Origin of the sequence: Amycolatopsis sp. NPDC059235, from assembly GCF_042754125.1 — a bacterium.
In the GTDB taxonomy this organism is placed as follows: domain Bacteria; phylum Actinomycetota; class Actinomycetes; order Mycobacteriales; family Pseudonocardiaceae; genus Amycolatopsis; species Amycolatopsis albidoflava.
In genome coordinates this window covers 92651-106147 of the sequence record NZ_JBHZAG010000015.1, presented here as the reverse complement: position 1 = coordinate 106147, position 13497 = coordinate 92651, and the positions used below count along the sequence as shown (strand labels likewise).

At 68.9% G+C, this 13497-nt stretch carries 15 protein-coding genes; 5 read left to right on the top strand and 10 right to left on the bottom strand.

What is annotated here, in order from left to right:
- Positions 1-84: 84 nt before the first annotated feature.
- From ACFXI3_RS13580 to ACFXI3_RS13550, 7 genes are all read right to left on the bottom strand, one after another.
- Positions 85-1401, bottom strand: a complete 1317-nt coding sequence (locus ACFXI3_RS13580; protein ID WP_378399722.1) for a carboxyl transferase domain-containing protein — start codon at positions 1399-1401, stop codon at positions 85-87.
- Entirely contained in the window at positions 1398-2819 is a 1422-nt protein-coding gene (locus tag ACFXI3_RS13575; protein WP_378399721.1) for an acyl-CoA synthetase, read from the bottom strand. The genes ACFXI3_RS13580 and ACFXI3_RS13575 overlap by 4 nt, the downstream gene beginning before the upstream one ends.
- Before the next feature lie 109 nt (positions 2820-2928).
- Positions 2929-3675 carry an ESX secretion-associated protein EspG gene (locus ACFXI3_RS13570; protein WP_378399720.1) on the bottom strand — a complete coding sequence of 249 codons (747 nt, stop codon included), beginning with the start codon at positions 3673-3675 and terminating at the stop codon, positions 2929-2931.
- A 3-nt stretch (positions 3676-3678) separates the two neighbouring features.
- Entirely contained in the window at positions 3679-4980 is a 1302-nt protein-coding gene (locus tag ACFXI3_RS13565) for a hypothetical protein (RefSeq protein WP_378399719.1), read from the bottom strand.
- Positions 4977-5576, bottom strand: a complete 600-nt coding sequence (locus ACFXI3_RS13560) for a DUF3558 family protein (RefSeq protein ID WP_378399718.1) — start codon at positions 5574-5576, stop codon at positions 4977-4979. The genes ACFXI3_RS13565 and ACFXI3_RS13560 overlap by 4 nt, the downstream gene beginning before the upstream one ends.
- 4 nt (positions 5577-5580) lie before the next feature.
- Positions 5581-6072, bottom strand: a complete 492-nt coding sequence (locus ACFXI3_RS13555; RefSeq protein ID WP_378399717.1) for a hypothetical protein — start codon at positions 6070-6072, stop codon at positions 5581-5583.
- 112 nt (positions 6073-6184) lie between these two features.
- The gene (locus tag ACFXI3_RS13550; RefSeq protein WP_378399742.1) at positions 6185-6748 is read right to left on the bottom strand and encodes a DUF3558 domain-containing protein; all 564 of its coding nucleotides are present in this window, start codon (positions 6746-6748) and stop codon (positions 6185-6187) included.
- A gap of 81 nt (positions 6749-6829) precedes the next feature.
- Here ACFXI3_RS13550 and tsaB point away from each other — a divergent pair, with 81 nt between their 5' ends.
- The 3 genes from tsaB to tsaD are packed head-to-tail and all read left to right on the top strand — an operon-like array spanning position 6830 to position 9020.
- Positions 6830-7495 carry a tRNA (adenosine(37)-N6)-threonylcarbamoyltransferase complex dimerization subunit type 1 TsaB gene (gene tsaB, locus ACFXI3_RS13545; protein ID WP_344270340.1) on the top strand — a complete coding sequence of 222 codons (666 nt, stop codon included), beginning with the start codon at positions 6830-6832 and terminating at the stop codon, positions 7493-7495.
- Positions 7492-7974 carry a ribosomal protein S18-alanine N-acetyltransferase gene (rimI, locus tag ACFXI3_RS13540; RefSeq protein WP_344270343.1) on the top strand — a complete coding sequence of 161 codons (483 nt, stop codon included), beginning with the start codon at positions 7492-7494 and terminating at the stop codon, positions 7972-7974. Before tsaB ends, rimI begins: the two co-directional genes overlap by 4 nt.
- On the top strand, positions 7974-9020 hold the full coding sequence (gene tsaD / locus ACFXI3_RS13535) for a tRNA (adenosine(37)-N6)-threonylcarbamoyltransferase complex transferase subunit TsaD (protein ID WP_378399716.1): 1047 nt from the start codon (positions 7974-7976) through the stop codon (positions 9018-9020). Before rimI ends, tsaD begins: the two co-directional genes overlap by 1 nt.
- On the opposite strand, the gene wecB is transcribed toward tsaD, so the two are convergent.
- From wecB to ACFXI3_RS13520, 3 genes are all read right to left on the bottom strand, one after another.
- Positions 9001-10164 carry a non-hydrolyzing UDP-N-acetylglucosamine 2-epimerase gene (gene wecB, locus ACFXI3_RS13530; RefSeq protein ID WP_378399741.1) on the bottom strand — a complete coding sequence of 388 codons (1164 nt, stop codon included), beginning with the start codon at positions 10162-10164 and terminating at the stop codon, positions 9001-9003. The genes tsaD and wecB overlap by 20 nt on opposite strands.
- Positions 10165-10233: 69 nt before the next feature.
- Positions 10234-10413: an LPXTG cell wall anchor domain-containing protein gene (locus ACFXI3_RS13525; RefSeq protein WP_344270349.1), complete on the bottom strand. Its 180-nt coding sequence runs from the start codon at positions 10411-10413 to the stop codon at positions 10234-10236.
- Between the two features lie 19 nt (positions 10414-10432).
- Positions 10433-11200 (bottom strand): choice-of-anchor P family protein, encoded by a 768-nt coding sequence (locus ACFXI3_RS13520; protein ID WP_378399715.1) that lies wholly within the window; start codon positions 11198-11200, stop codon positions 10433-10435.
- Positions 11201-11547: 347 nt separating this feature from the next.
- Here ACFXI3_RS13520 and xrtP point away from each other — a divergent pair, with 347 nt between their 5' ends.
- Both xrtP and ACFXI3_RS13510 read left to right on the top strand, forming a co-directional pair.
- Positions 11548-12084, top strand: coding sequence for an exosortase P (gene xrtP, locus ACFXI3_RS13515; protein WP_377926188.1), 537 nt, complete (start codon positions 11548-11550; stop codon positions 12082-12084).
- Between the two features lie 53 nt (positions 12085-12137).
- Positions 12138-13466: a glycosyltransferase gene (locus ACFXI3_RS13510; protein ID WP_378399740.1), complete on the top strand. Its 1329-nt coding sequence runs from the start codon at positions 12138-12140 to the stop codon at positions 13464-13466.
- The last annotated feature ends 31 nt before the right edge of the window (positions 13467-13497 follow it).

Below are 13497 nucleotides of genomic sequence, written 5' to 3'. Positions count from 1 at the left end.
TACCCTCGCGTCCTACGCGCAGCGCAAGTGGCGGGTCCGCGCCGTCGAGGCGTGACCCGTTAGGACTCTCGCAGCTCTAGGTCTCTAGGGCTCGACAATTCCGACTGCCAGGCCGAGGCCGACCAGATCCTGCGGACGCAACCGCAGCTGGTCGGCCACGGCCGGCACGTCGGTCATCGGGCGTTTCAGGATCGCCGCCGCCGCTTCCGGCGAAGTGACCGAGAAGTAGGCGTCCGGGGCGATCCAGGTCGTGCCCGGAGCGGCGAAAGCCAGCGCGCCGCCGGAACCGCCTTCGCCGATCACCAGCGTGGTCACCGGCACCGCGGCGGTCGCGATCGCCTCGAACAGTTCCGCGATCGCCGGCCCGGCACCGCCTTCTTCCGCTTCCGCGTCGTTTGCCGCGCCGGGAGTGTCCACAAGCGTCAAAACCGGAATTCCTAGCCGGGACGCCAGCCGGACGAGCCGCGCTGCGGTCCGAAAGCCAGCTGGACGCGTCGCGGTGCCGCACTGTGCTGCGTACGCGATCGTGCGACCTTCTCGCCAGCCGAAGCCACATTGGACGCCTTCGTCGACGTGACCGGCACGGTCGCCTTGGACGTTCTCTCGCCACTCGAAGTACGCGTCGAGGTACTCGGGTGCGCGCGCTCGCGAAGAAGCGCGCGCCGTCCGTACGGCTTCCCAGCCGGTTTCGGGCAGCGCGGTGTCGCGACGGGCGTTAGGCGGGGGCGCGGGTTCTGTCGACGGCGAAGCCAACAGCTGTAGCCATCGTGCGAGCACGTCACCCAGCTCGTCTGGCTCAACGAGACGGTCGACCTGACCCCATTCCAGCTTCGCCTCGACGGTGTACGCCTCCGCAGGCGACGTCGCAGGCCGTACGCGAGAACCTGCGAAGCCCACTTGCGCGTCTGGCAGTCCCAACACGACGTCGGAACCGGCACCGAGCGTCGCCCAGCCGCCGCCGGTGGATGGGTTGCGCAGAACGGAAATCTGCGGGACACCCGCCGCGCGCGCGTCTGCGGAGGCGCGCGCGATTCGCTGGAGCTGGGAAAGCGCGCGCATGCCGTGCTGCATCCGGCTGCCGCCAGTCGCGACCAGCGACACCACCGGCAGCCCACGCTCTTTCGCGTGGGCGAAGGCGGCTTCGACGCGGTCACCGGTCTGCTGTCCGATGGAACCGCCGAGGAAGCCGAACTCCCAGGCGATCAGCACCGTGGGCACGTCGCCGATCTTCGCTTCTCCGACGACCACCGATTCGGTCTCGCCGGTGCGCGCGGCGGCCGCCGCCCTGGCCTCCGGATATCCCGGCCAGCCGAGCGGATCGTCCGCCGGAGTGTCCGCCAGCGACAGGTCGGCGAACCCGGCGGAGATGGCGGCCAGCAGCTCGCGCGCGGTGATGTTCATCCCAGCGCTCGCTTCATGACCTTGCCCATGTCGTTGCGCGGCAACGCATCCAGGTATCGCACGACGCGCGGCCGCTTGTGCGGAGCGAGCAGCTTCGACACGTGGTCGGCGAGTTCTTCGAGCGCCGGGCGCTCGCCGTCCGGCACGACCCAGGCGACGATGCGCTCGCCGAGGTCGTCGTCCGGTTCGCCGGTCACCGCGACCTCGGCGACCTTCGGGTGCTCCAGCAGCGCGTTCTCGATCTCGCCCGCGCCGATCTTGTACCCGCCGCTCTTGATCAGGTCAGTGGCCTTGCGGCCGACGATGCGGACGTAGCCGTCGGGGTCGCGGGTGGCCATGTCGCCGGTGCGGAACCAGCCGCCGTCGAGCGCGGCGGCTGTCGCGTCCGGCCGGTTGAGGTATTCGGTGAACAGATTCGGCCCGCGGACCTGGATCTCGCCGACCGCGTCCGGCTCGCTGATTTCGGCGCCTGTCTCGTCGACCAGCCGCAGGTCGACCCCGGCGAGCGGGACGCCGACCGAACCCGGCTTGCGCTCGCCGTCGGCGCGGACGCTGGTGTTCATCAGCGTCTCGGTCATGCCGTAGCGCTCCACGACCTGCTGCCCGGTCGCGGCGGTGATGCGCTGGTGGTCGTGCACCGGCAGCGCGGCCGAGCCGGAGACCAGCAGCCGGGCGGACTTGAGCGCGTTGGCGAGGCCTTCGTCGGTCTCGACCGTTTCGGCGATCCGGTGGTACATCGTCGGGACGCCGAACAGCATCGTCGCGCCGTTCGCGAGTTCCTCCGTGACGCCCTCAAGGGAGAATCGCCCAAGGTGACGCACCGAACCGCCGCGCCGCAGCGGCCCGAGGATGCCCAGGATCAAGCCGTGCACGTGGAACAACGGCAGGCCGTGGACGAGCACGTCGTCAGCGGTCCACTGCCAAGCGTCCTCAAGCGCGTCGAGCGTGGTCGCGATCGAGCGGCGAGGCAGTACGACGCCCTTGGGCGGCCCAGTCGTGCCGGAGGTGTAAACGATGAACGCGGGAGCCTCGGCGTCCGGCTCGCTGGCCGGCGGTTTCCCGTCGCCTTCAAGCGGAATGTCACGACGCGGCAGGTCGAGCGCGGCGGGCAGTTCGGCGCCGGGTTCGGCGAGCACCAGCGCGGGCTCGCTGTCGGCGAGGATGTGCCCGAGTTCGCGTTCGCCGATCTTGGGGTTGAGCGGCACCACCGGAACCCCGGCGAGCAGCGCGGCAACCACCGCGACGCTGGTGTGCAGCGTCGGCGTCGCCCAGACCGCGACCCGGCGGTCTCGGGGCAGTTCGGCGGCCAATGCCCCGGCGACCGCGCCGAGTTCGGCATAGGTGAGTTTTCGGTCGCCGAAGCGCAGCGCTTCCTTGCCGGATCCGGCGGCGACTGCGGGGAACAGCGGATCGGGCACTTTCGCGGACCTCCTGCGTCACCGGCACCTGGAACCGCACCGTACCGCCTTGTGGCGGTGGCCACCTGCGACGCGATTCACAGATCCTGATTGTCAGGGGTACCCAGGTTCAGGCGAGATTATCGAGCAGCGCGCGCACCCGTTCGACCATCGTTTCGTAGCGGCCGGGAGCGACGTTCACGTACCGCTCGCCGCCCTCGGTTTCGGAGAACGAGAACAGGTAGCGGCCGTGCTCGGTGTCGTAATACGTGCAGATGTCGCGCCCGCTGATCCGCCGCCCGCCAAGCCCGTCGCGGACGGCCGCGGTGATCTGCCCGCCGCCGACGCGGGGGAGAGCGGCGACGTCGAGCAAATGCCGCACGTCCTGCCTGGCCGGCCCGCCGTCGATGGCCAGATTCAACGCCGATTCCGGCACCGACACTGCTTGGCCCTGCGCGGGCTGGACGCGCGGCAACTCCCGGATCAAGTCCTCCGCCAGCGCTTCCGGCCGGGCCGGCCGCAACACCACAGTGCCGGTGGACGGCATATGGCACGCGAGCACCGCGTCCTTGTTCAACGCCGCGACGACCAGCCAATACCGCCGATCCCTTCCGCTTTCGACGGTCGCCGACAGCTCACTGGCCCCGCGGCACAACACGGTCATGGTCCGGACGAACGTCTCGTCCGGACCGCCGCGACCCCAGACGCCCTGGTCGGCCATGGCGTTCACCGCGGCTTCGCGATACGCGTGCGTCTCCTCGGGGTCGCGCCAGATCGGGTCAGGCGAGAGCGCCGCCGGGAGCGAAACCCCAGCCAGCTCCGCCGCGACGGGAAGGCAATCGGCAGGGAGCACCACCTCGCGGGCGAGCACCAGCATCCGTCAGAGCCCGATCACCGGCGGAACCGCCTTGGGAAGGTCCCCGATGAGGGCGGCGTCCGGGTCCTGCTCGACCAGGTAGTCGGCGGTCTCGTGGACGAGGTCGTCTTCCCCTTCGCCCTTCTGCCCGCGGCCCATCGCACCGGCACCCATGCCCGGCGCCCCCGCGCGCCCGTTGGCTCCCGCCGTTGCGCCGCCTCGCCCGGCGGCTTCGGCGTTCCCGCCGAACGGCCCGGTGCCGGTACCGGCTCCGCGGCCGACGCTGTTGCCTGGGTTACCCGCGTTTCCGCTGCCGTTGCCGCCCGCGTAACCGCTGCCGGTTCCCGGGAGCCCCGGCGTGTACAGGCTGCTGCTGCCGCCATTGGGGTTGGCGGTGTTGGGGTTGCTGCTGTTGAACGACCAGGAGTTGGGGTTGCTGGTGCTGTTGGGATTGCTGGTGCTGGTCAGGTCCGGCGGAACGTAGCCGGAGGTCCGAGTGTCATCCGGCAAATCGCTGTGCGGCGGGCGGTACTTGCCCGGCGTCTCAGTCGGATCGTGGTGCGGCGGAGGCTCCGCTTCCCACCGATGGGTGTCCGAAGGAGGCGTCACCCCCGGCGGCCCAGTGCGATCGTTGGTGTGATCACGGTGGCTGGTGCTGTTGTCGCCGGTGCTGCTGGTGCTGTTGTCGGCGACGTAGCCGCCTTCGGAGTACGTGCCGGCGGTGCCGCCTGGTCCGCCCGGGGTGTAGTGAGTGGGCAGGTGAGCGGTACCAGTGCTGCCGGGCTGGGTGATGGTGAAGTCCCCGCCCGCGGAGGGCATCGCGAGCTGCCCGTACTGGGACGGGTCCGCCCAACGACTCGAATTGTCCGACGACTGCTGGTGGTAAGCGTCGTAGCTTTCGGTGATCGCCTGCGCTTTCCGGTTCCAGTCGTCAATCTCGTTCTGCCGGTTCGAAAGGAACGAGAGAGGGGTTCCGGAAACCCAGTCGCCTGCCGGTTTCTCGCCGACGTCGCCGATGTCTTGGATCCTGTTGTGCAGTTGCTGGAACGAGCCGCCCTGGCCGTGGTAGAGCTGCTGCGCCTGCTGGAGATGCTGTCCGCTGACCTCGGACGCCTGCACGAGCGGGCCCGCGCCGGCAAAAGCCTGACCGGCGGAATCTCCCTGCCAGTACTGGCTCATCTTGCCTTGCAGCTGCTGCATCCGGCCGGCGATTTCCTGGTGCTGGCGGGAGAGGCCCGAGGACAGGTCGGCCCCGGTGTACATCCCGCCGGATCCCTTGCCGCTTTTGACGAAGCCGACGATTTGCTGCGGAGTGTAATTAGTCATCGCGCACCTGTCTTGATCGTCTTGATCGCTGCGGTAGCCGCTGTGATTGCCAATGCGCACGGGTCGCTGTAATGCGGGGAGGATTCGCGGAGGATGACCGAGCTGGTGAAGGTCTCGTCGTTCTTCACGCCGACGATGGCCTGGCAGCCGCCTTTTTTGCGGTCGTCGGTGGGGCCGGAGAGCACGGTCGGGTAGCCGTCGGTGTCGGGTGCTTTCTCGAAGTACCCGGATGAGCTGTCTTTGTACTGGTAGGCGCTGGCGAGTCCGCCGCCGTTGGGGACGAATCCGATTCCGACGCTGCTGTTGTCCGGGCCGTACCAGCTGCAGATCGGTGCTCCGGCCCCGGCGTCGGTGGTGGTGCGGACCGACTCGATGACCTCCGCGGCTTGGGCCGGGGTGAAAAGAGAACAGGGTGCCTGCTCGTACTTGGCGACGTCGAGCGGGTTGGCTACCTGGGGAACATCGGGCGCGGCCGAAGACGTCGCCGGTGGCGCGCTCGGAGTCGACGGCGAGGGAGAACCCGGATTGGACGTGCAGGCGGCTAGGGCGAGGAGCAGGATCGCTGTCGCCGCGGCGCGGAGGCTGGTCTTCGTCACCGGGTCATCCTTGCTTGCTCATGCTGGTCGTATTGGCATGATCCTGCTTCTCGTACTTGCCGATGGCTTCTTTCAGTCTGTCGGCATAACCCTGCGCGTAGGTCTGCTGTTGCTGAAGACTCGTGAGGTAGGCGTCCGCATGCATATCCGCTGCCCGCTTCTGCAGGGAGCTGCCGTCGTCGCTGGCTGGCGGCGTTACCGCGCGCAACTGCCGACCTGACCTGATCATGCCATTCAGGCCGTCGGCGATGCTCTGCCATTCCGGTTGCAGAGTTTTCATCGCGTCGATGTCCATGTTGAACCCGCCACCCGCCGCCGCGGCGTTCACCTTGGCGTCCTCGGCCGCGCGCTGCTGGTAGACCCGCACGCCGTTGGAGTTCATCGCTTCGCCGAACTGCTTGTCCTGGCGGTCGCGTTTGGCCTGCTCCTCCGGGTCGACGTACCCCGCGCGCCCGTCTACCGGCTGGCTGCTGCTGGACGACTCCCCATTGCCCACGACGACGCTCCCCCTCGTTCCCGGCGGCACTGTCTCCGACTGCCGACGCTTTGACTGAGCTTAATCGGTCGAGGTTCCGCGCGTGGACAAAATCCCCCAAGCCGGGCAGTTGTCAGGAACCTGCCTTGAGGGTGGCCACGACCGCCTGTGCGGCCTTGAGCGCGACCGAGCACGGGTCGCCATAGGACGGGGACCTCGGGAGGAGCATGACTGAGCTGGTGAATGCCTCGTCAGCCTGCACGCCGACGGCTATTTGGCAGCCGCCTTGTCCTCGGTTGTCGAGGACGTTGGTGTAGGCCGCCGGGTAGCCGTCGATCTCGGGGGCCGGGTCGAAGTAGCCGGTGCTGCTCAGGTTTCGGCCGATGGCGGCGAGGCCGCCTTGCGCGGGGAGGAAGCCGATGGTCAGGGTGCTGTTTTTGCTGTCGTTCCAGATGCAGGCCGGGAGGATGGCACCGGTGGTCTTGCGGTTGCGGACGGCGTTGAAGACTTCCTCGGGCTGGGGGAGCAGGGCGCACGGGTCCTGTTCGTATTTCCGCACGTTGAGCGGTGGCGGACCCTGCGACACCTCGGGCGGCGCGGAGGATGGCGTGGAGGATTCCGTCGCTGGGGCGGGCGCGGCCGAGCAACCAGCCAAAAGCAGCATTCCGCCGAGCACGGCCACGAAAGACAGCTTCATCACGGAACGTATCTTTCCCGAACCCCCATCCGCCCCGCCCGCTCCCCGGTCTCCTTCGGACCAGAGCTATCCTGGGAAATCGTGCTGGTATTGGCGATCGACACGGCTACTCCGGCGGTGACGGCGGGCATCGTCGCCCTCGACGAGGCTGAGCTCGTCACTCGGGCGGACCGCGTCACGGTGGATCCGAGGGCGCACGGCGAGCTGATCGCCCCGCACGCGCTGGCTGCCGCGGAGGAGGCCGGGGTCACGCTCCGCGAGCTCGACGCGATCGTGTGCGGCGTCGGGCCGGGCCCCTTCACCGGGCTGCGCGCGGGCATGGCCACGGCGGCCGCGTACGCGCACGCGCTCGGCATTCCGGCGTATCCGGTGTGCAGTCTCGACGCGATCGCTGCGGACGTGGTGCGCACGGAGAAGCCCTTCCTCGTCTTCACGGACGCGCGGCGTCGCGAGGTCTACTGGGCTGCGTACGACGCTTCGGGCGCGCGCACTGACGGTCCGCACGTACAGCGGCCTGCGGACATCGAAACGGACACTCGCGTCGCAGCGGGCGACGGGGCGTTGCAGTACGCGGCGGCGGTGGGTGTGGTGCCGATCGAGCCGCGGTTTCCTTCGCCGGCTGGGTTGGTGCGCGTGGCGCGTACGGCGCTTCTTGAGCGCGCGGAGCCGGAGCCGTTGACGCCGCTTTACCTGCGTCGTCCGGACGCTGTCGAGCCCGCGGCGCGCAAGAGGGTGACCGCGCTGTGAAGCTCGACCAGTTGCGCCGCGCTGACGTCGCGAGGTGCGCGGAGATCGAGAAGATCCTCTTTCCCGGCGACGACCCGTGGAGTGCGCGCGCGTTTCATTCCGAGCTTGACCAGGGGCATTACTACCTGGCGGCGCGGTCGGACGACGGGGAGACCCTGCTGGGATACGCGGGGCTCGCGGTGGTCGGGCGGCGTGGTGACTACGAAGCGAACGTCCACACGATCGGCGTCGTGCCGGAGGCGCAGGGGCAGGGCATCGGCAAAGCGCTGCTGCGAGCTTTGCTGACCCGCGCCGACGAGCTGCACGCCGCTGTCTTCCTCGAAGTGCGCACGGACAACGACCCGGCCGTGACGCTGTACGAGGCACACGGTTTCCAGAAACTCGGCATCCGGAAGCGCTACTACCAGCCTTCCGGCGCCGACGCGTTCACCATGGCCCGCCCCGCGCAGGCCCCGGCACGAGACGAGGTGGCCGGCTGATGGCGCGCGTCATCATGGGCATCGAGAGCTCCTGCGACGAGACCGGAGTCGGCCTCGTCCGGCTGCGCGACGACGGCACGGTGGAGCTGCTCGCCGACGAGGTCGCGTCCAGTGTGGACCAGCACGCTCGCTTCGGCGGCGTCGTGCCGGAGGTCGCCAGCCGCGCGCACCTCGAGGCGATGGTGCCGACGGCGGAGCGGGCGTTCGCCACTGCCGGGCTGAAACTGTCCGATGTGGACGCGATCGCGGTGACGGCCGGGCCCGGGCTCGCGGGCGCGTTGCTGGTGGGGGTTTCGGCGGCGAAAGCCTATGCGACGGCGCTGGATGTGCCGCTGTACGGCGTGAATCACCTCGCTGGGCACATCGCGGTGGACACGTTGCAGCACGGGCCGTTGCCGACGCCGGTGCTGGCGTTGCTGGTTTCCGGCGGGCACACGCAGCTGTTGCGAGTGGACGACATCGCGTCAAGCATCACCGAGCTTGGGTCCACTGTGGACGATGCGGCGGGCGAGGCGTACGACAAGGTCGCGCGCGTACTCGACCTGCCGTATCCGGGCGGGCCGCCGATCGACAAGGCGGCCAAGCAGGGAAACCCGAAGGCGATCGCGTTCCCGCGCGGGATGACCGGTCCGCGCGACGCAAAGTTTGACTTTTCCTTCTCTGGCTTGAAAACGGCTGTGGCGCGCTGGGTGGAGAACGCCGAGCGCGCTGGCGACGCCGTGCCGGTGAACGACGTCGCGGCGTCCTTTCAGGAGGCGGTCGCGGACGTCCTCACCGCGAAGGCGATCCGTGCCGCGCGCGAACAAAACATCGGCACCTTGGTGATTTCCGGTGGTGTAGCGGCGAATTCGCGGCTTTCGGAGCTGGCGGCGGAGCGCTGCGCGGAGGCGGGGATCGAGCTGCGCGTGCCGCGGCCGCGGTTGTGCACGGACAACGGCGCGATGATCGCGGCGCTGGGTGCGCACGTGGTGGCGGCAGGCCGGGCGGTGGCGCCGTTGGACTTCTCGGCGAACCCGGGCCTGCCGGTCAACATTGTGTCCCTTTAGGACTCACGAGAGCCGCGGCATCAAGGGATACCCCCAGCAGTGCCTCGATCGCCGAAGCCGACCGCGCTGCCGCGGAGCCGTTTCCATAGGGATTCGCTGACGCGGCAGCGCTGATCTCGCCGCGAAGGATGCGCGCGGCGGTATCGGTGATCAGCTCGGTATCGGTGCCGACCAGCCAAGCGCAACCGGCTTCTACCGCCTCCGGGCGTTCCGTCGTGTCGCGCAGCACCAGCACCGGCGTACCGAACGTCGGCGCTTCCTCTTGGATACCACCGGAATCCGTCAGCACGAGCGACGCCAACCGCAGCGCGCGCACGAGATCCGGATACTCCAACGGCTCGGTGACGGTCACCCGCGCGACTCCGCCCAGCACTTCCTCGACCTGCTCCCGCACGGCCGGATTCGGATGCACCGGGAACAGCACCTGCACGAGCGGATGAGCGTCGACGATCTGTCGCACCGCCGTCAGCGTCCGAGCCAACGGCTCGCCCCAAGACTCGCGACGGTGCGACGTGACCAGCACCAACTGCTCGCCAGCTTCAGCGATTCCCATCTCCAGCAAGGCAAGCGCCGGATCGCGGGCGGGCAAATCGCGCGCGGCCACCGCCAGTACGGCGTCGACGACAGTGTTGCCAGTAGGCGTGATCCGCTCCGCCGGCACGCCCTCGGCCAGCAACGCCGCGCCCGCAGCCGCGGTCGGAACCAGGTGCAGTGCCGCGATCCGCGAGATCATCTGCCGCGTTCCCTCCTCGGGGAACGGCGACGCCAGGTCGTGCGTGCGCAGCCCGGCTTCGAGGTGCACCACCGGGATCCCGAGCCAGAACGCGGCGAGCGCGCCGGCCAGCCCGGTGGTGGTGTCGCCTTGCACGACGACCGCCGACGGCTGGTACCGGCGCAGCGCGGCGTCGAGCGCGGGCAGCAGGCCGGACACCAGTTCCGCCTGCGTGCCGGACACTCGCGGCGGCACGTCGAGCCACGCGTCGATCGCCACCTCGAACGGGGCCAGCGCCTGTTCGACCATGCCCTGGTGCTGTCCGCTGTGCACCACGAGCGGCCGCAGCCCTGGACGGGCGTCCAAGGCCAGCGCGAGCGGCGCGAGTTTCACCGCCTCCGGCCGCGTCCCGGCCAGCAGCATCACGTCCAACGTTTTCACCCTTTCGAGTGTCCCGGAAAACCGGGCTGCCGGCGGGATCACGCCGGCAGCCCGGATTCTTCAGCCGTCCAGGCGGGAGAACCGCCGATTCCGGCGGCGGACGGCGATCAGCGCGGCGATCCCGAGGATCACCAGCGCGATGCCGACCGCGAGCCACCAGCCGACGTCGGCGCCGGTGGCGGCGAGGGTGCCCACCCCGCCACCGGCGACGCCGACCCCGGCACCAGGCATCTTGTACATCGATCCATCACCTCACCGGTCAGGCGGCCGAACGACGGCGGGTGAAGCGCAGGCCGACCGGCACCGCGACGGCGGCGAGCACGCCGAAGCCGATCCACATGCCTGCTCCCGAGGCGAGCGGCATCGGCGGAGCGGCCGGGCCGCAGGTCGCCGACGACAGGATCACGTCGCCCGAACCGAGCGCGCCCAGCGCGTCGCCGCCGAGCAGCTTGAGGTGCAGGGCGTTGACGGTGAGGCTGCCGTCCGGGTTCTTGATCTGCTCGTTCAGGATCAGCGTCGCCACGTGCAGCGGGCCGACCTGGACCTTCAGCTCGGTGTTCGCCGCCGGGGTGGCGTCGACCTTGCCGAGGCTGCCGAGGTTCGCGCCGACCAGCGTGGTGCTGCCCTTGACGCCTTCCTGAGTCGCGGTGCAGACGGCTTCGACCGCCTTCGCGCCGACGTTGCCGACAGCGGCCTTGAGCAGCGGCAGGCCGACGTCGGCGGTGGACGCCTTCGCCGTGACCGCGCCGGAGTTGTCGTCGCGCACGGCGGACGTGTTGATCACGCCGGTGGTGAGCACGCCGGGCACGTTCGCGGAGACCGCGGTGTTTTCCGTCGGGCCGTTGGTGTTCGCGGCCGCGAGCGGGCCGAGGTGCACCGCGGGCTGGCCGAGCAGCGTCACGTTGACGTTGACGCCGTAGGCCGACCCGTCGCCGGGAGCGGCGCTGGCCGGAGCGGCTCCGGCCAGGGCGATGCTCGCCACGACAACGGCGAGCATGCCGCCTCGTCGCACGAGGTGTCTCTTCACTGGTCCTCCGAATTTTCTCAGGGCGAGCCGCCGCGCGGACTAAACCCGCTGAGCAAGAGTCGGCACGCGGATCGGTTATCGGCGGACGTTTCCGAAATGGCACAGCTTTTTCGGTGGATCACCACATCGGGTGATACGAATTCGACTTTTTCCCAGGTTGCGCGAAGTATCACTCGAACGGACTAGCAAGCTTGAGTAAGAATATGCCGAAAGCTGCTCGGGTATCCCCGGATAGGGGCTGCCCGGGGAAGGGCGGGAACTGTCGCGGACACGACCGTGGCCGGTTCCGCCCCGGTTCCGCTGGGTTTCTTCTCGAGAGGGTCGTCGTGACAGCAGTCAACGCGCCGATGTCTGGCGCATCCCGGTTTCCGCTGCGTATGGCGGTGTTCGGGGTGCTCGCCGCGGGGGTCGTGCTGGTGCTCGTGGAGCGCGGGTACCGCGAGCTGGAAGTGCAACTGGCCGGTGCCATCCTCCGGGTTGTCACCTCATCGGGGGTCTATGTGGCCGGAAACCGGGAATCGGTCTACTTCGGGTTGTCCGGCGATACTCCATTCGGGTTGCGGATGACTCCGGAATGCTCGTCGGTATTCCTTCTTCTGCCGTTGCTATTAGTAACCGCCGCACTTCTGTGGTTCCGGCCACAGAATGCCCGCAGGCTCTTTTTCTCGCTGGGAATTTCCGCGATCGCGGTGATTTTGGTTAATCAGTTACGGATCCTTACCATCGTCGGGCTGGTCAACGGGCTCGGCACCGACGAGGGCTACTACTGGGGCCACACCCTGCTCGGCTCGCTGGTCAGCGTCATCGGCGGCGCGATCTCGCTGGTGCTCTTCGTCTGGCTGGCGACGCGGAAGACGAAGGCCGAGAAGCAGGCCGCGGCGTGAGCGACTCCGGCCTGAAGATCCTGCTGTCGGTCACACAGGCGTTCGCGCTCACCATGAGCGTCGCGTTCCTCGTGTACGTCGTGGTGATCGTCGTGCCGTACCTGCGCCGCAAGCCCGCTCCGGTCGGCGATCCGGCCGACTTCTCCTGGCACTTCTTGGTCCCCTGCCGCGACGAGGAGGTGGTGATCCGCGAGACGGTGAAGTACCTGCGCAGCACCTTCCGCCGCGCGCACGTGTGGGTCGTGGACGACGACTCCGACGACCGAACCGCGCGCGTCGTGCGCTCGGTGTGGCGGCGAAACGGCGGCTACGACGCGAATCTGCACCTCGTCGCCCGCCAGCGCCCGGAAGCGCGCACTGGCAAGGGAGACGCGCTCAACGCCGCTTACCGCGAGCTGGACGAGTGGCTCGGCCCGGACGCGGATCGCGACCGTGTGGTGGTCGTGGTGGTCGACGCGGACGGCCGTCCCGCGCCCAACTGTCTCGAAGTGTGCGCGGCGGACCACTTGTTCGGCGACGAAACCGTCGGTGCCGTGCAGCTCGACGTGCGGATGAGCAACTTCCGCAGCCGCCCGCCCGGCCGCACGTGGTTCTCCCGCGCGTTCGGGCTCAAGCTCGCCCAGCTGCAGGACTTGGAGTTCCGTACCGCGATCGCGGCGATCCAGACGTCGCGCGGCTTCACCGGCACGATCTCCATGGGCGGCAACGGACAGTTCACCCGGCTGTCCGCATTGGACTCGATCGCCGGCGAAGAACTGGCCCCGTGGCGCGGTTCGCTGCTGGAGGATTTCGAACTCGGCGTGCACCTGCTCACCGCGGGCTGGCGCACCGGGTTCACGCCGGATTCGCATGTGGCGCAAGAAGGTCTGTACAGCCTCCGCCGATTCCTGGTGCAGCGCACACGCTGGGGCCAGGGGACCATGCAGTGCATGCGGTACCTGCGCCGGATCTGGGACTCGCCGCACGTGTCCACTTTGGGCGCCGCGGAGATGATGTACTACCTGGCGCAGCCGTGGATGCAGCTGCTCGGCTCGCTGCTGTACCCGGTGCCGTTCATCCTGCTTCTCGTGAGCACCGCGGGCGATCCCGGTCAGGTGTGGACGTGGTTCACCGGCGGCGCGTGGATCCTGTTCGCGATCTACGGTTCGTTCGGGCTGCTGCCGTTCGTCGTGTGGGGCCCGATCTACCAGATGAAATGCTTGCGCAGCAAGAACATCTTCCGCGGCATCGGCATGGGCCTGCTGTACGCGGGCTACATCTACACCTTCTACATCACGTCGTGGCGCGCGCTGTTCCGGCTGGTGCGCGGCCGCAACGGCTGGGCCAAAACTCGGCGCAACACCGAGGCCAGCGCCGGCGTGAAGGTGGCCCTGGACGCGTGAATGCCCGGGCCGCGCGCGGTCGGCCCGGGCA